Annotated in this window: 16 protein-coding genes and 1 pseudogene; 8 read left to right on the plus strand and 9 right to left on the minus strand. The window is 63.1% G+C overall.

From position 1 onward, the window contains the following. The first annotated feature begins 163 nt into the window (after positions 1–163). The gene (locus CFII68_RS16170) at positions 164–1,183 is read left to right on the plus strand and encodes a branched-chain amino acid aminotransferase (RefSeq protein ID WP_018605872.1); all 1,020 of its coding nucleotides are present in this window, start codon (positions 164–166) and stop codon (positions 1,181–1,183) included. Positions 1,184–1,398: 215 nt separating this feature from the next. Here the strand turns inward: CFII68_RS16170 and CFII68_RS16165 are convergent, their stop codons facing one another. Continuing rightward, on the minus strand, positions 1,399–2,328 hold the full coding sequence (locus tag CFII68_RS16165; RefSeq protein ID WP_018605874.1) for a DMT family transporter: 930 nt from the start codon (positions 2,326–2,328) through the stop codon (positions 1,399–1,401). A 109-nt stretch (positions 2,329–2,437) separates the two neighbouring features. Between CFII68_RS16165 and CFII68_RS16160 the strand changes: the two genes are divergently transcribed. Further along, positions 2,438–3,232 carry a helix-turn-helix domain-containing protein gene (locus tag CFII68_RS16160; protein WP_018605876.1) on the plus strand — a complete coding sequence of 265 codons (795 nt, stop codon included), beginning with the start codon at positions 2,438–2,440 and terminating at the stop codon, positions 3,230–3,232. Between the two features lie 138 nt (positions 3,233–3,370). On the opposite strand, the gene CFII68_RS16155 is transcribed toward CFII68_RS16160, so the two are convergent. Further along, complete coding sequence (locus tag CFII68_RS16155; RefSeq protein WP_018605878.1) at positions 3,371–4,195, minus strand: helix-turn-helix transcriptional regulator; 825 nt, start codon at positions 4,193–4,195, stop codon at positions 3,371–3,373. Positions 4,196–4,277: 82 nt separating this feature from the next. Between CFII68_RS16155 and CFII68_RS16150 the strand changes: the two genes are divergently transcribed. Continuing rightward, positions 4,278–5,414 carry a cytochrome P450 gene (locus CFII68_RS16150; RefSeq protein ID WP_018605880.1) on the plus strand — a complete coding sequence of 379 codons (1,137 nt, stop codon included), beginning with the start codon at positions 4,278–4,280 and terminating at the stop codon, positions 5,412–5,414. Positions 5,415–5,426: 12 nt separating this feature from the next. Here CFII68_RS16150 and CFII68_RS16145 read toward each other — a convergent pair whose 3' ends face one another. Next, positions 5,427–5,768 carry an FKBP-type peptidyl-prolyl cis-trans isomerase gene (locus CFII68_RS16145; protein ID WP_003202944.1) on the minus strand — a complete coding sequence of 114 codons (342 nt, stop codon included), beginning with the start codon at positions 5,766–5,768 and terminating at the stop codon, positions 5,427–5,429. A 297-nt stretch (positions 5,769–6,065) separates the two neighbouring features. Between CFII68_RS16145 and CFII68_RS16140 the strand changes: the two genes are divergently transcribed. Then, positions 6,066–7,127 (plus strand): M4 family metallopeptidase, encoded by a 1,062-nt coding sequence (locus tag CFII68_RS16140; protein ID WP_018605883.1) that lies wholly within the window; start codon positions 6,066–6,068, stop codon positions 7,125–7,127. Beyond that, entirely contained in the window at positions 7,127–7,450 is a 324-nt protein-coding gene (locus CFII68_RS16135; RefSeq protein ID WP_014337835.1) for a protealysin inhibitor emfourin, read from the plus strand. Before CFII68_RS16140 ends, CFII68_RS16135 begins: the two co-directional genes overlap by 1 nt. Here the strand turns inward: CFII68_RS16135 and CFII68_RS16130 are convergent. Next, complete coding sequence (locus CFII68_RS16130; RefSeq protein WP_018605886.1) at positions 7,447–7,755, minus strand: RcnB family protein; 309 nt, start codon at positions 7,753–7,755, stop codon at positions 7,447–7,449. The genes CFII68_RS16135 and CFII68_RS16130 overlap by 4 nt on opposite strands. Positions 7,756–8,058: 303 nt before the next feature. Here CFII68_RS16130 and CFII68_RS16125 point away from each other — a divergent pair, with 303 nt between their 5' ends. After that, on the plus strand, positions 8,059–9,159 hold the full coding sequence (locus CFII68_RS16125) for a DNA alkylation repair protein (RefSeq protein ID WP_018605889.1): 1,101 nt from the start codon (positions 8,059–8,061) through the stop codon (positions 9,157–9,159). A gap of 7 nt (positions 9,160–9,166) precedes the next feature. Here CFII68_RS16125 and CFII68_RS16120 read toward each other — a convergent pair whose 3' ends face one another. Then, positions 9,167–11,245 (minus strand): bifunctional diguanylate cyclase/phosphodiesterase, encoded by a 2,079-nt coding sequence (locus CFII68_RS16120; protein ID WP_018605890.1) that lies wholly within the window; start codon positions 11,243–11,245, stop codon positions 9,167–9,169. A 401-nt stretch (positions 11,246–11,646) separates the two neighbouring features. Between CFII68_RS16120 and pncA the strand changes: the two genes are divergently transcribed. Both pncA and CFII68_RS16110 read left to right on the plus strand, forming a co-directional pair. Beyond that, on the plus strand, positions 11,647–12,300 hold the full coding sequence (gene pncA, locus CFII68_RS16115) for a bifunctional nicotinamidase/pyrazinamidase (RefSeq protein WP_018605892.1): 654 nt from the start codon (positions 11,647–11,649) through the stop codon (positions 12,298–12,300). 41 nt (positions 12,301–12,341) lie between these two features. After that, positions 12,342–12,983 carry a DUF1345 domain-containing protein gene (locus CFII68_RS16110; RefSeq protein WP_018605893.1) on the plus strand — a complete coding sequence of 214 codons (642 nt, stop codon included), beginning with the start codon at positions 12,342–12,344 and terminating at the stop codon, positions 12,981–12,983. 68 nt (positions 12,984–13,051) lie between these two features. Here CFII68_RS16110 and CFII68_RS16105 read toward each other — a convergent pair whose 3' ends face one another. The 4 genes and pseudogenes from CFII68_RS16105 to CFII68_RS27910 form a co-directional block, all read right to left on the minus strand. Further along, entirely contained in the window at positions 13,052–14,353 is a 1,302-nt protein-coding gene (locus CFII68_RS16105) for an ATP-binding protein (RefSeq protein WP_018605895.1), read from the minus strand. A 4-nt stretch (positions 14,354–14,357) separates the two neighbouring features. Further along, positions 14,358–15,059, minus strand: coding sequence for a response regulator transcription factor (locus CFII68_RS16100; RefSeq protein WP_018605899.1), 702 nt, complete (start codon positions 15,057–15,059; stop codon positions 14,358–14,360). Between the two features lie 218 nt (positions 15,060–15,277). Beyond that, entirely contained in the window at positions 15,278–16,462 is a 1,185-nt protein-coding gene (locus tag CFII68_RS16095) for a pyridoxal phosphate-dependent aminotransferase (protein ID WP_018605901.1), read from the minus strand. A gap of 83 nt (positions 16,463–16,545) precedes the next feature. Then, positions 16,546–16,676: pseudogene (locus CFII68_RS27910) on the minus strand (glycerate kinase); the annotation flags it as partial.

Below are 16,676 nucleotides of genomic sequence, written 5' to 3' on the forward strand. Positions count from 1 at the left end.
CTTGCTCCCACAATCCCCACAACGACTGCAGGGCTGTTTTTCAACTACAGGATTCATGTAACAGGCTGCGAAACAGCCCCGGAATGAAGTATTGTTGTCCCCATCCAAAAAACGTCAGAAGCCTTGAACCGTTTCGACGGTTGTTAAGAAATAAGAGGGTGTCATGGGTAACGAGAGCATCAATTGGGACAAACTGGGCTTTGACTACATCAAGACCGACAAGCGCTACCTGTCGCACTGGCGCGATGGCGCCTGGGACGCGGGCACCCTGACCGAAGACAACGTGCTGCACATCAGCGAGGGCTCCACCGCCCTGCACTACGGTCAGCAGTGCTTCGAAGGCATGAAGGCCTATCGCTGCAAGGACGGTTCGATCAACCTGTTCCGCCCGGACCAGAACGCCGCCCGCATGCAACGCAGCTGCGCCCGCCTGCTGATGCCGCACGTCGACACCGAGCAGTTCGTCGAGGCCTGCAAGCAAGTGGTCCGCGCCAACGAGCGCTTCATCCCGCCTTACGGCACCGGCGGCGCGCTGTACCTGCGCCCGTTCGTGATCGGCGTGGGTGACAACATCGGCGTGCGCTCCGCACCCGAGTTCATCTTCTCGATTTTCTGCATCCCGGTCGGCGCCTACTTCAAGGGCGGCCTGACCCCGCACAACTTCCTGATCTCCAGCTTCGACCGCGCCGCCCCACAAGGCACCGGCGCGGCCAAGGTCGGTGGCAACTACGCCGCCAGCCTGATGCCCGGTTCCCAGGCCAAGAAGGCCGGTTTCGCCGACTGCATCTATCTGGACCCGATGACCCACTCGAAAATCGAGGAAGTCGGCTCGGCCAACTTCTTCGGCATCACCCACGACAACAAATTCGTCACCCCGAAATCCCCTTCGGTCCTGCCGGGCATCACTCGCCTGTCGCTGATCGAACTGGCCAAATCGCGCCTGGGCCTGGAAGTGATCGAAGGTGACGTGTTCATCGACAAGCTGTCGGACTTCAAGGAAGCCGGCGCCTGCGGTACCGCTGCGGTGATCACCCCGATTGGCGGCATCAGCTACAACGACAAGCTGCACGTGTTCCACAGCGAAACCGAAGTCGGCCCGATCACCCAGAAGCTCTACAAAGAGCTGACCGGCGTGCAGACCGGCGACGTGGAAGCGCCAGCGGGTTGGATCGTCAAGGTTTGATCCAAGCCCCCTAGGCACTTGAGGGCTTTTTTGTGGCGAGGGGATTTATCCCCGCTGGGTTGCGAAGCAACCCCCAAGTACTTGGGTGAGCCACAAAAACCTTGCGAGCGCTTCGCACTCGAGCGGGGATAAATCCCCTCGCCACAGAGATTGCGCGACCTCAGTAAAAAGCCCACCCCTGCTTCAGGGGTGGGCTTTTTTATACCTGAGTTCAGTTACCCCCGCCGCAAAACCGGCCATCGCCCCCAACGCTGGCGAAACCATCCGTAACCGCTGACCAGCAAGATCCCGCCCAGCACCAAAGCCGCGCCAACGATGAAGTTCGGCTCCAGCGGCTCATCCAGCAACCAGACGCCAAAACCGATGCCAAACAGCGGCGTCATGAACGACAGCACCCCCAGTTGCGAAGCGAGGTAGTGGCGCAGCAGCGAGAACCAGATCAGGAAGCTGGCGAAGGACACCAGCAACACCTGGAACGCCATGCTGGCAATGAGTTGTGGCGTGGGGTTGATCGTCGTTTGCCCCAGCGCTATCGACATTCCGATCAGCAGCACCCCGGCGCCAACCAATTGGTAAAGCAGCGTCTGGCTGGCCGGCAGATTCGTCAACCGCGAACAGCGTACCGTCACCGTGGTTGCGCCCCACAGCGCACCAGCCAGCAAGCCCATGCCGTCACCGAGCAACGAACTGCCGCTCGCCGCGCCCGAGCCGCCGCTGAAAGCCACCACGATCCCGCCGAAGGCAACGGCGATGCCCAGCCATTGCGCCGGCTTGAGGCGTTCGCTCGGCAGTTTCCAGTGCAAGCCAAGGGCCGCGAACATTGGTGCGGTGTAGAGGAAAATCACCATGTGCGAAGCCGTCGTATGCCGCAGGCCTTCGCCCACCATCACGAACTCCAAGGCAAACAACAACCCCACCAGCATGCCCGGGCGCCAACTGCCATCGGCCAGGGACAGGCGTTCACCGCGCACCAGCACCAACAACCAGACCAGTACCGCAGCGATGGCCGAGCGCACGCCCAGTTGCAGCATCGGCGCCATGTCGGCGGCGCCGGCCTTGATCGCGACTTGCTGGAAACCCCAAATGGCACAGAGGCCGGTCATCAGGGCGCAGACCTGGCCATCCAGGGCGCGGCGGGTGGTCATGGGAACGGTCCTTGGGCAGAAAGAGATGAAAGGATTGTCTGCCTGACACCTTTGCTGGATATAGTGATTACCCGACAAGCCATCCCGGTAATCCGCCATTGCGGTCGATATGCAGCCTCCAGCCCAACATCTGAAGATTCCTCCGTTCGAAGCGGCCCTGCCCTCGCCGATTTTCTTTCGCAGCGCCTGCATGCCGGCCCATGCCACTTACCCCCGGCACCGGCATGCCTGGGGTGAGTTCGTCTACTCCTACAGTGGGGTGATGGAAATCGAGATCGCCCAACACCATTACCTGGCGCCACCGCAGTACGGCATCTGGCTACCGCCGGACATGGAACACGTTGGCTTCAATCGGCATGAGGCCTGCCATTGTTCGTTGTACCTGGCCGCCGAACTGTGCAGTGCGCTGCCAGCCGTACCCTGCGCGCTGACCTTGAGCCCGCTGATCCGCGCCCTGTTGGAAGAGCTGCGCAGCGATCCACCGAGCCAACCGCAGACGCCCGAGCAGCAGCGTTTGCTGCAGGTGCTGGTGGACAAGCTGGCGCAGGCACCCCATGTCGGCAGCTACCTGCCCTCCTCGGATGATCCCCTGCTGGGCCCCGTGCTGCGAGCCTTGGAGGCGAACCCCAGCGACCCGCGTTCCTTGCCACAACTGGCCCGCGCCGCCAACACCACCGAGCGCACACTGATGCGCCGGGCCCAGCGGGACCTGGGCATGTCATTGGTGGAATGGCGCCAGCGCCTGAAAGTCATCGAGGCCCTGGCCCTGCTCGAACGCGGCCAGAGCGTGGAAACCATCGGCCTGGACCTGGGCTACAGCAGCGCCTCGGCGTTCATCAGCATGTTTCGCAAAATGATGGGCACCACGCCGGATGAGTATCGGCGCAGGCATATGGCTGGATGATGAGGCGATGCTGGAATCGTCATCGCGAGCAGTCTCGCTCCCACAGGTGGTCGTGGTGTTCATCAATCTCGTGTTCAACGCAGGGCCCATTGTGGGAGCGGGCTTGCTCGCGAAGGCGGTGGGTCAGCTTGCAGGGATTCATGGGGTCAGCGCAGGCCCACTGTGGGAGCGAGCTTGCTCGCGATGACGGCGGGGATGTGGGATGTGACGGCCCCTTCGCGAGCAAGCCCGCTCCCACAGGGGCTGTGGGGCGGTGGGTTTGACATCGATTTCGGCACTGACCCCAAACCGCCCCGCCATCTCCCGGCGGCCACTGGCCGTCACCCCCAGCGCCCGGCTGTCCAGGTCCTGGATCACCCATTTGCGCTTGATCGCCACTTGCAGCAACGCCGCGCCCAAGGCACCGCCCAGGTGCGGGCGGCGCATGCTCCAGTCCAGGCAGGGACAGGCGAATCGGCGGCGTTGCGTGACGAGTTGCTGGACGTCGATGCCCAAGCCCTCGAACACCGCCGCCCCGGACTCACTCAGCCGATAGCCATCGCCTTCCACCTCTATCAACCATCCAGCCTCGATCATCCGGTCATGCAGGCGCACCGCCAGAGTGCCGGCCATGTGGTCGTAGCAGGTGCGAGCAAATTGCAGGCGATCCGGTGTGCGCGGGGTGAAGGTCGGTGCGGCGCTCTGGCCGATCACCATCAGCGCCTCCAGAGCCTGGGCGACGCGCGGGTCGGCCAGACTGTAATAACGATGACGGCCCTGGACATGCAAGCGCACCAAGGCCATCTGCTTGAGTTTCGCCAGATGGGCGCTGGCGGTCGAGGCGCTGACCTCGGCGATGCTCGCCAATTCGGTGCTGGTGCGGGCATGGCCGTCCATCAACGCGCACAGCATCCGGGTGCGCGCCGGTTCGGCAATGGCCGCCGCCACTTGGGACACGCCCAGGTCATGGTGCTCTGCGTTCATATTTCGCTCCCCGACGAATCAAGCCATGCATCGACTGGAGATAGTAGCAACACTTTCTCCATCACGAACAAGGCCGCGCTTCATGGACCCGATCACCGCCGCGACACATTCCGACCCTTACCCTTTTTACGCCGCCCTGCGCGCTGCCGGCGGGCTGGCGTTCGATTCCGGGCTGAACCTGTGGATCGCCAGCAGCGCCGAGGCCGTGTGCGCGGTGCTGCACCATCCCGATTGCCATGTGCGCCCGGCCCACGAGCCCGTGCCAAAGGCCCTCGCCGAAGGGTCGGCCGGACGGGTGTTCGGCCACCTGATGCGCATGAACGAAGGTGAACGGCAGCGTTGCCCGAGGGCGGCGATTGCGCCGCGGTTGCAGGGCATCGATCCCCGGCAAGTCGAGGCACTGGTCAGGGCCCGCTTTCTCCAAGAGGGCGCCGAAGGCCTGCACCAGGCCCAATTCATCGGGCCGGCCAGCGTGGTCGCGGCGTTGCTGGGTTTCAATCCGACGGACTGTCACCGGGTCAGCGAATTGACCGCAGACTTCGTCGCCGGTCTGTCGCCCTTGAGCCAAGCATCACAACTGGACTTGGCGCACCGAGCCAGCGAGCAACTGACCGGTTTAATCCAGGAGCGGATCGAGGCACAGGACAGCCCTTTGCTGCTGGACATTGGTCAAGGCTTCGAGGGCGCTGATCCAGACAGTAAAATCGCCAACCTGATCGGGTTGCTCTCGCAAACCTATGAAGCCACCGCAGGCCTGATCGGCAACACGTTGCTGGCGCTGATCGGCGATCCAGCGTTGCGCCGGACGCTGCGGGAGGCCCCCACACAGATCGGCTCATTGCTGGCCGAAGTCCAACGTTTCGACCCGCCGGTACAAAACACTCGCCGCTTCATCGCCGCGCCCTGCGAAATCCTCGGCACTGCGCTGAACCCCGGGGACGTGCTCCTGGTGCTGCTGGCCTCAGCCAACCGCGACCCGCAACTCAACCCGCAATCAGACACTCTGCTGCTCGACCGCCCGAACCGCCGCAGCTTCAGCTTCGGCAGCGGGCGCCATGAATGCCCAGGCCAAACCCTGGCCATGGACATCGCCCGCGCCACGCTGACGGCGATTCTGGAGCGCGAACCGCTCCTGGATCAGTTGACCTGGTGCTATCGCCCCTCCGTCAACGGCCGCATCCCGCTGTTCAGCGAGCGGTCACCTACCGACAGGCCATGACCCGCTCAGCCATCAATCGTCCCGCGTCAGGACTTCCAGCAACTCGATTTCAAAGATCAGGTTGGCGTTGGGCTTGATGTGGGCACCCATGGACCGCTCACCGTAGGCCAGGTGGGCCGGCACCCACAACTTGCGCTTGCCACCGACTTGCATGCCCATCAGGCCCAGATCCCAGCCCTTGATGACGCGACCGGTGCCGATCACGCATTGGAAGGGTTTGCCGCGACTGTAGGACGAATCGAATTCGGTGCCGTCTTCGAGGGTGCCGCGGTATTGGGTGGTGATCAGCGCACCTTTGACTACGCTTTTGCCGTCGCCCTGTTCCAGGTCGATGATTTGCAGTTCTTCATTCATGGGTCTGTCTGTCCGTGTCATTCAGGCGCCAGTTTTTCCCAGAATTGCGCACGTTTGGCAATCTTTTGTGGCGAGGGGATTTAGCGAAACGTCGCACCGCCCCGTTGGGTTGCGAAGCGACCCCCAAAAAATCGCAATGTACTTACATAACCATGGGAGCGCTTCGCACTCCAGCGGGGATAAATCCCCTCGCCACAGGTTTTATGTGTTTGTCAGGCTATTTATATAGCAGGGAACCGCGACGGCCTCTTCGGTTCACATGGGTATCGTCCCTGCATTTCAGATAAGGATTTTCTGATGTTCGACTCTCGTCCGCTCCACGGTTTCATTCCGCCATACATCCTCAATCGCATCATCGCCCACGGCTCCGAACAGCAACGCTCCAGCGCTCTCGGCACCTTGACCCACGTGCGCAGCCTGCGACACAACCCCGGCCCGCCCGGCAACCTTCCCGCCGCCGCGAACCGGCCCAAGCCCGGCAAGGCCGGACAGCCGCAACGCAGCGTGCATGACGCCCAGAACAGCATGGAACTGCCCGGCCAGCCGGTCCGCCTGGAAGGCCAGCGGGCCAGTGGCGACCCAGCCGTGGACGAAGCCTACGACGCCCTCGGCGCCACCTATGATTTTTTCTGGAAGGTCCTGGGGCGCGACTCCATCGACAACAAAGGTTTCGCCCTGGTGGGCAGCGTGCATTATGGCCAGGGCTATGAAAACGCCTTCTGGAACGGCGCGCAGATGGTGTTCGGCGACGGCGACGGCGAAATCTTCCAGCGCTTCACGCGCTCCCTGGACGTGGTGGCCCACGAACTGGCCCATGGCGTCACCGAAAGCGAGGCCGGCTTGATCTATGCCAACCAATCCGGTGCGCTGAACGAGTCCATCTCCGATGTGTTCGGTGTGCTGGTCAAGCAGTTCGTGCTTGAACAGACCGCCGACCAGGCCGACTGGCTGATCGGCGCCGACCTGCTCACCGACAAGATCAACGGCGACGGCCTGCGCAGCATGTCCAACCCCGGCAGCGCCTACGATGACCCGTTGCTGGGCAAGGACCCACAACCTTCGCACATGCGCGAATTCGTCATTACCCGTGAAGACAACGGCGGCGTGCACATCAACTCCGGCATCCCCAACCGGGCCTTTTATCTGGTGGCGACCACGCTGGGCGGATTTGCCTGGGAAAAGGCCGGCCGGATCTGGTATGAAACCTTGTGCGACCGAAGATTGGCCAATGACGCGTCCTTCAGCGCCTTCGCCCGCCTGACCGTCGAGCACGCCCGCCAGCGCTTCGGCACGCGGGAAGTGCAAGCGGTGCAGAACGGCTGGGCCCAGGTCGGCGTCGACCTGACACAGGAGAGCTGATGAAAACCCTTCCAGACCTCGACGACAAGGCGGTGATACGGCTGTCGCGCCAGGGTGGCGTGGCCGCCATCCACGCGCTGACCCGACCACGGGAAATCGAGTTCGCCCAGTGCGACCTCGACCAGCGCACGCGCATCTGTTCGGTCCTGGAGGGGTGCCTGCCACTGACTTCCTCCACGCCCGGGCGCGGCGACCAGCGATTTTTCCAGATCGAGGTGCACTATCGCGCCAACGACCAGGACGACGAGATGGTGCTGCAGGTGCCCGAGGACCGGGCACCCGGCGAGCTGGTTCACCTGTGGGACAAAGGCGAAGTGCTCTAACGTGTGGCCGGCACGATCTTGACGATGGCGCCGGACACGGTTTCGACCAGCAGGTACTTGTCGTCGATCTGCACCCATTGCTGCTCGTTTGTCGGTTGCTCGAGCTGCTTCTGTTTCCAGTCTTTCATGGCCCTGTCTGCGCGCTGGTAGTCCGCCGGTACCCGGTCGTTCTCCACCAGCCTGCGGCCATTGCTTGGCGAATGCTCCAGGGCCTCCCCGGTTTTCTCGACCGCTTGCGCAACAGGCCCAAGGGCTCCAAGGCCGGCGATCAGGACCAGGCTGGCGATCAGGGATGGTTTGCGCATAGAAAAAACTCCAGTTATTCGAGGGACTGAATCTGGGACTTCGCGGGCGGCGAATCATTCCTTAATTTCTGGAAACTGTACCCCCTGCTTGCTCCCGCTGAACCCTGTAGGAGCTGGCGAAGCCTGCGATCTTTTGATCTTTTGATCTTTCGCTTGAGACTCAAGTGTCTGGGGAAAGATCGCAGCCTCGTTGCACTCGACAGCTCCTACAGAGCCGAGCGGGAGCAAGCTCCCTCGCCACGGGTTGTGCCTGGCATGGCATAGTGGCAAGCCTTGGCCCAACACCCGCCGGACGGACCCATCATGAGCACCACCGCCTCTTCCCCTGCCCTCAAGGAAATATTCAACAACGCCCGCCTGGAGCACATCGCCGGCGAAATGCGCGCGGTGTACCCGGCGTTCGACGCCAAGGCCTTCTTGCACATGGCCAACGATGGGCTGGCCGAGTTGTCGGTGATGCAGCGCATGGCCCGGGTCAGTGAGTGCCTGCATGCGGTGTTGCCCCTCGATTACGAAGCGTCGCTGGAAGTGCTGCGGGCCCTGGCCCCGCGCTTGAACAGCATGTTCGTCAGCATGTTCCTGCCACACTACGTGGCGTCTTATGGCCGACATCGCTTCGACGTGTCGCTGGACGCGCTCAAGTATTTCACCCGGTTCGGCTCCTCGGAGTTCGCCGTGCGGCACTTCCTGCGCGACGACCTGGAACGCACCCTCAAGGTCATGCACGACTGGGCGCTGGACGCCAACGAGCACGTACGCCGCCTGGCCAGCGAAGGCAGCCGGCCGCGCTTGCCGTGGTCGTTTCACCTGGAGCCGATCCAGGCCAACCCCGACCTCGCCGCCGCGATCCTCGACACGCTCAAGGCCGACGATAGCCTGTATGTGCGCAAATCCGTGGCCAACCACCTCAACGACGTCACCAAGCAGCATCCCGACTGGGTGCTGGACCAGATCGAAGGCTGGCCGCTGCAAGACCGCCACACGGCGTGGATCGCCCGGCATGCGCTGCGCAGCCTGATCAAACAAGGCAACCCCAGGGCGTTGGGTGTCATCGGGGTCGGCGGCAAGGCACAGGTCCAGGTGCTGGATTTGCAGGTGACGCCTGCGGTGATTCGCCTGGGGGAACAGGTCACCCTGTCCTTCACGGTGCAATCAACCCTTGGGCAGAGCCAACGCCTGGTGATCGACTATGCCGTCGACTACGTGAAAGCCTCGGGCGGCACCTCGGCCAAAGTCTTCAAGCTCAAGACCTTCGACCTGCCCGCCCAGGGTTGCGTCAACCTCAGTCGCTCCCAGCACATTCGCGAGTTGACCACCCGCAAACATTACGCGGGCCGGCATGCCGTGCACCTGCTGATCAACGGCGAGCAACTGGGTAGCACGGCGTTCGATATCGTTCCCTGAGGGCGTCTCAGACCACCGCCAGGCGTTTGGCCTGGCGAATCTCCTGCAGGAAACGCTCGGCCGGCAGCGGATGACCCAGCAGATAGCCCTGCAGCGAATCGCAGCCCAACTGGGTCAGGAAGTCTTGTTGCACATCGGTCTCCACGCCTTCGGCGACGATCCGCAGGCCCAGGGCCTGGCCGAGGGCGACGATGGCCGAGACGATCGCCGCGTCATCGCTGTCGTGTTCCAGGTCACGCACGAAGCCGCGATCGATCTTCAGCTCGTTGGCCGGCAGGCGCTTGAGGTACATCAGGCTCGAGTAGCCGGTGCCGAAGTCGTCGATGGACAGGTCCACGCCCATGTCCGAGAGCTGTTGCAGCACCGTCATGCTCGCGTCCGCATCGCTCATGGCGGTGGTTTCGGTGATTTCCAGGGTCAGGCTGTTGGCCGGCAGCTGATGCGTTTCCAAGGCCTTGGCCACGCTCTGTACCAAACCGGTATGGCAGAACTGCAAGGCCGACAGGTTCACCGCAATGCGCCAATCGGTATAACCGAGCACGTACCATTCGCGCATCTGCCGACAGGCTTCGTTCAACACCCATTCGCCAATGGGGATGATCAACCCGGTCTTTTCCGCCAGGTCGATGAAGGTGTCAGGCATCAACAGGCCCTGGGTCGGATGGCTCCAGCGCAACAAGGCCTCGGCCCCGACCGGCCGGCCGTTGGTCGCGTCGAACTTGGGCTGGTAATACAGGCTGAACTGCCGCTGCTCAAGGGCCAGGCGCAAGTCTTGCAACAACTGCAATTGCTTGCGGGCGTTGCTGTTCATCGAGGCGTCGAAGAAGCTGTAGCCGTTTTTGCCGGCACCCTTGGCGTGGTACATCGCCGCGTCGGCATTCATCAATAGTTCTTCGGCGCTCTGGCCGTTGCCAGGGTAAACGGCGATGCCGACGCTGGCAGAGATCTGCAAGTCATGCTCAGCCACCCGGAACGTGCGCCCGATCAAGCCGACCTGGCGTGCCGCCAGTCGCAAGGCATCGTCCGGTTCGGCCAGTTGCACCAGTAGCAGGAACTCATCACCGCCGATCCGCGCCAGGGTGTCCTGGCTGCGCAGGTCTTCGCGCAGGCGCAGGGCCACGTCCCGCAGCAACAAATCGCCCATGTGGTGACCAAAGGCGTCGTTGACCGGTTTGAAACCATCCAGGTCGATGAACATCAGGGCGAAGCAGCCACCCTGCCCTTGCACACGGTGCATGGCCTGATCGATACGATCAGCCAGCAATACCCGGTTGGGTAGTCCGGTGAGGGGGTCGTGCAGGGCCAACTGGGTCAGTTCCCGGTTGGCCAGGGTCAGCGATTGCGCCAGCTCCGCAGTGCGGGCTTCCAGGCGCGCATCGAGAATCGACGTCAGCAAGGCGATGGCCAGCACCGCCAGGGTGGTGATCAACACCAGATTGTCCAGGCCCTTGCCGCTCAAGCCGTCCAGGGAGCCACAAAAGCTGCCGTCGCTGAACCGCGCGCCGGCCATGCCGGTGTAGTGCATGCCGACGATGGCCATGCCCATGACCACCGCTGCACCTGCGCGAGCCAGACGCACATGGGGGGTGTTCTGGCGCAGGCGAAAGGCAATCCACAACGCCGCCGCCGAAGCGCCGACGGCAATCACCAGCGAAGCCCCGAACAGCGTCGGATCATAGTCGATGCCTGGCTGCATTCGCAGCGCGGCCATGCCGGTGTAGTGCATGGTGCTGATCCCGGCCCCCATGATCAGCGCACCGAAGGCCAGTTGCCACGCCGGCAATCGTGGCTGGCTGACCAGCCACAGGGCAAAACCGCTGGAAAGAATCGCGACCAGCAGCGACAGCGCGGTGATCGATATGTCGTAGCCAAGCTCCACCGGCAAGCTGAACGCGAGCATGCCGATGAAGTGCATGGACCAGATGCCCACCCCCATCGCCAGCGCGCCCCCGGTCATCCATAAATGCGTGGCACGCCCCTGGGCGGTCGCGATCCGCCCGGCCAGGTCCAGCGCGGTGTAGGACGCCAGCACGGCAACAAACAAGGAAATCGAAACAAGGGCGGGGGAATAACTGCCGATGAGCATGGTTTTTTTCTCGTAACTGGAGAACCGGACTGCTTCCATGCCCGGTTGAAGGCCGGCGATTGTACTGAATCGTGACAGGGACGCACGAACCAAATACCAAAAAGCCATCAACGCTGGGATATTTTCGACGAAAGACACATCGTCGATTTTTCAGAACTCACAGCTATTTTTCAGGCAAGTACGAATTCCCCTTGTGGGAGCGGGCTTGCTCGCGAAAGCGGTGGGCCAGCTTACATTAATGTTGAATGTCACGACGCCTTCGCGAGCAAGCCCGCTCCCACAGGAATCTGTGTCGTCATGAAGCACGCGACCAACACAAGACCTTGTGAGCGCTTGCGGACAAACACCTGGCCCATGCCATTCAGCTATTATCGAAAAACCACTTCAAGGAGGATTCATTCATGGGCGTTCCCGCCAACCGGGCTTTGACCACCGCGCTGGTAGTAATCGATGTACAGAACGACTTCATCCCCGGCGGCCAATTGGCCGTGCCGGGGGGCGATGAGATCGTGCCGCTGATCAACCAGCTCGGCCATTCATTCAGGCACGTCGTCCTTGCGCAGGACTGGCACCCGGCCGGGCACGCCTCGTTTGCGTCCAGCCACCCGGGCAAGCAACCGTTCGACATCGTCCAATTGCCCTACGGCGAGCAGAAAGTCTGGCCCGACCACTGCATACAGGGCAGCAACGGCGCCGCGCTGCACCCGGCACTCGACCTCGCCCATGCCAAGCTGATCATTCGCAAGGGCTGCAATCCGGACATCGACAGCTATTCAGCCTTCATGGAAGCGGACCACCAGACCCCTACCGGTTTGACCGGCTACCTCAAGGAACGCGGCATCGACACGGTGTACCTGGTGGGACTGGCCCTGGATTTCTGCGTGATGTTCTCGGCGCTGGATGCTCGGTTGGCGGGGTTCAATGCGGTGGTGATACTGGATGCTTGCCGGGGCATCGATATCGACGGCTCGATGGAGGCGGCAATCCGACGGATGCAGGAAGCAGGCGTGCAATTGATCGAGTCCAGCGCGATAGACGGTCGCCCCTTCGCTTGATCGCTCATACTAGCCGCCTCCCCTCTGGACAGTGAGTCTCCATGCCCTTCCTCGCCCGCACCCACCCGCGTCTGTCCAGCGCCACGGTCCTTGGCCTGGCGGTGGGTATCCTGGTTCCCGTGGACTCGATCATCAGCAAGATCCTGATCGGCTGGAATGCCGGCGTCTGGACCTACCTGGTGCTGATGTCCTGGCTGACCGTGCGGGCCAAGGCGCCCGACGTCCGGCGCATCGCCGAAATCGAAGATGAAAATGCCGGGCTGGTCCTGCTGGTGGTCTGCATCGCAGCGCTGGCCAGCCTGGCAACCATCACCCTCGAACTGGCCGGCAGCCGCGACCTGCACGCGGCCGGCAAGCTGTTGCACTACGGCTTTACGGCAATGACCGTGATCGGTTCCTGGTTGCTGATCGGGGTGATCTTCAGCGTGCACTACGCGCGGTTGTATTACACCTGGGAAGGCAAGGAGCCGGCGTTGCGGTTTGCCGAAGGGCTGACCACGCCCAACTATTGGGATTTCCTGTATTTCTCTTTCACCATCGGCGTGGCGGTGCAGACCTCGGACGTGGGCGTCGCCACACGGCAACTGCGCAAGATCGTCCTGGCGCAATCGTTGATCGGGTTTGTGTTCAACACGGCGATCCTGGGGTTTTCGATCAATATTGCGGCGGGGTTGTTTGGGTGAGGAAAGTTGGGGGCCACTTCGTGCCCCAGCGGGGATAAATCCCCTCGCCACAGAGATCGCACCGAGGCTCAAGCGGGTGTTGGCAGCCACAGCCTGAAGCGCGCGCCACCCAGCGGCGAGGCTTCGGCGGTCAGTGTGCCGCCCTGGGCTTCCAGGGCGCGGCGGCTGATGGCCAGGCCCAGGCCGAAACCGCCGGTGGCGCGGTCGCGGCTGCGGTCCAGGCGGTAGAACGGCTCGAACACGCGCTCGCGTTCGCTGTCGGGAATGCCGATGCCATCGTCGTCGACCCAGATCTCACAGCCTTGATCACCCACCCGCACACCGACCTGGATGCGCTTTTCGCAATAACGCATGGCATTGCGCAGCAGGTTCTGCAACGCCCGGGCGGTCAGGCGTGGGTCCAGCACGAAACGCTCCAGCGCCCCATGCAACAGCACGTCGATCACCACGTCTGGCGCCGCCAGGTCTTCGTCGACGCTACCCAGGATACTGTCGATGAACTCGTCCAACGCCACTTCAACCCGATCGGGCAAGTGTTGCAGGTTCTGCAAACGGCTGTAGGACAGCAGTTCCAGCACCAACTCATCCAGCTCGCGAATGTGCGCCACCAACCCTTGCAGGCGCTCGCGACTGGCCGCCGGCAGGTCATCGGACAGCGCCAGGGCCAGGCCAAAGTCGAGCCGGGTCAGTGGCGTGCGCAGTTCGTGGGACACGGCGTTGAGCAGGTCCCGCTGTTGGTTGAGCAGGTTCTCGATGTCCCCCGCCATCGTGTCGAACACGTGGGCCAGGCTGCCGATGTTCGAACTGGAGGCAATGTGCGTACGCTCACCCAGATGACCTTTGCCAAAACGCTCGGCGGTGCGCCTGAGGCGTTCCAGGTCGCGCCAGTGCGGCCGCAACCAGAGCAACAGGCAGGCCAGCATCGTCGCGCCGATCAACACGTTGATGCTCCAGTACAACCAGCTGACGTCGGCCGGGTCCGGCGGCACGACCATCTTCACCGCCGTGCGCCCGTCCAGCGGCGCCGCCGCCAAGGTGCGCCAGGCCCAGTCACCGATACGCACCACGTTCTCGCCGCGCTTGAGACGCGCCTGCTCTGCGGCACTGAAGCCGCCGTCATCGACCGCCGCCAGCTCGATGCGCAGCGGCTCGAACTCCTTGTCCATCTGCGCCGCCAGCGCCGGCCACTGCTCGCTGGGCACGGCGCGGAACTGCTTGACCATCAAGGTTTGCAGGCCACGGGAATAATCGAGGTTGTAGGTCATGAAACGGTCTTGGAACAGGCGGATCACCAGTTCCGGCATCAGGTAGATCGCCGCGCTGTAGGACACGATGGTGACCAGGTAAAGGCGGATCAGCAGCTTCCACATCGGCTCAGCATTCCCACTCGGAACGACTGAACAGATAACCCTTGCCCCACACCGTCTTGATCTTGCGGGCTTCGTCGGCGTTGTCGTCGAACTTGCGCCGCAACTTGGAAATCGCCACGTCCACCGAACGGTCGGTGCCGTTGAACTCGATGCCGCGCAGGCGCTGCAGGATCTGGTCGCGGCTCAGCACTTCGCCGGAATGCCGGGCCAGGACCACCAGCAGGTTGTATTCGCCGCTGGACAACTCCACCGCTTGCCCGCGCCAGGTTACGGTGCGCTCGGACAGGTCGATGCAGAGGTTGCCCATGAGGATGCGGTCGTTGACCGTCTGCGGCTCGGTGAGGCTGCTGCGGCGCAACAAGGTACGCACCCGCGCCAGCAATACCCGGGGCTCGCAAGGTTTGGTGACGTAGTCATCGGCGCCCATTTCCAGGCCCAGGACCTGGTCGTGGCTGTCGTCCCGGGCGGTGAGCATCAGGATCGGCAAGGTCGCCGAGTCGGCCCGCAGCAGGCGGCAGACTTGCAAGCCGTCCAGCCCCGGCAGCATCAGGTCGAGAATCACCAGGTCCGGCGGATCGACACGCGCCCGTTCACGCACGTGATCGCCACGGCTGAGCACGCTGACCTGATAGCCGTTGCGCTCCAGGTAACTGGCGATCAGTTCGGAGAGTGCGGTGTCGTCTTCGACCAGGAGGATGTTGGGCATGGGTGTTTCCAGAAAGTGCTGTGGCGCCTGGTTGGGCCTCATCGCGAGCAAGCTCGCTCCCACAGGGGCCTGAGTCGCACTAAAGACTCAATGTGGGAGCGAGCTTGCTCGCGAGGGCGATGCCACAGGCGCAGAAAATCTCAAGCTGCCAAGGATATACGCCCTCGCTCATCGACGAGCAAAACCCTTACACAATTTCACACAGCCACTACAAAACGTTACCGCTGGGCCCGCAGCAGCTGCGCCGCACACGAGGCGATCCGTTGGCACGCATCCGTCAGCTTCACCTGATCGACCACCAGCCCGAGACGGATATGCCCTGCCGCACTGGGCCCGAACGCCTCGCCGGCCAACACTGACACGCCGTAGTCGTCCAGTAGTCGCTCGGCAAATGCCTGGGCATCGAGGCCGGTCCGGCGCACGTCGACCATCACGAACATGCCGCCATCGGGCCGCACCGGCTTGAGGCCTGGGCTGTCGTCGAGCATGGCGCAGACCAGGTCCCGGCGCTGGCGATACTCCTCGTGCATCTGCGCCACTTCCGGCAACTCCTGCTCCAGCGCAACTTGGGCGGCCCGTTGCACGAAATCCGGCAGGCCAAACAACATGCACAAGGACAGGTTCGCCAGATGGTCGGCGAGGGATTCAGGGCCGATGACCCAGCCGATGCGCCAGCCGGTCATGGCGTGGGATTTGGACAGGCTGTTGATCGTCGCGGTGCGCTCGGCCATGCCCGGCAGGCTGGCCGGGCTGATGTGTTCGCCGTCGTAGAGCAAGTCGCTGTAGACCTCGTCACTGATCAGCCACAGGTCATGTTCGATGCACAACCGGGCCAATGCCTGCCAGGTGGACATCGGCAGGCTGGCGCCGGACGGGTTGTTCGGGCTGTTGAGCAGCATCGCCCGGGTACGCGGGGTCACAAGACGGGCAACGTCCGCAGGCTCGACCCGAAAACCGTTCTCCGGGCGGACCGCCACCGGCACCACTTTCGCCCCGCAGGCGCCGAACACCGCCTCATAGGTGACATACATCGGCTCGGCGACGATGACTTCGTCGCCAGGGTTGAGCAGGCATTGCGCGACCGCATACACCGCGCACTGCGCCCCCGGCAGTACGACGACCTGTTCGGCCCCCGCAGGCTGGCCGCAACGCAGGCGATGACGCCGGGCAATGCTGGTCCGCAAGGTGTGCAAGCCGCGGATGTCCGAATAATGGGTCTCACCGGCCCGCAGGCTGCCCACGGCGGCGTCGACAATGGCGCGCGGGGTGTCGAAGTCCGGATCACCTACTGACAGCAACAACACATCCATGCCCTGTTCGCGCATGGCCAGCGCCCGGTCGTGAATCTGCCAGGCGGCGGCACCATCGCCGGTGATGCGTTGGGTTAAAGCTGAGAAGCGCATGTATCTCTCCTGATTGCGCGATATCCAGCCTCAACCCTATCTCAAATTCAATCCTGTGTGAGCAAAGGTTGCTCCCACAGGTGCTATCGGGCCGCCACCCGCCAAAGCCGTGCAACGTCCCGGGCGCGCTCGCTCAGCAGGCGCGAGGCGTCGGCGCAGGCTTGCTGCAAGGTCATCGGCCCGCTGGCCAGGGCGAAGGCGGCGTCGATGCCGT

Source organism: Pseudomonas sp. CFII68, assembly GCF_000416195.1.
GTDB classification, from domain to species: Bacteria; Pseudomonadota; Gammaproteobacteria; order Pseudomonadales; family Pseudomonadaceae; genus Aquipseudomonas; species Aquipseudomonas kilonensis.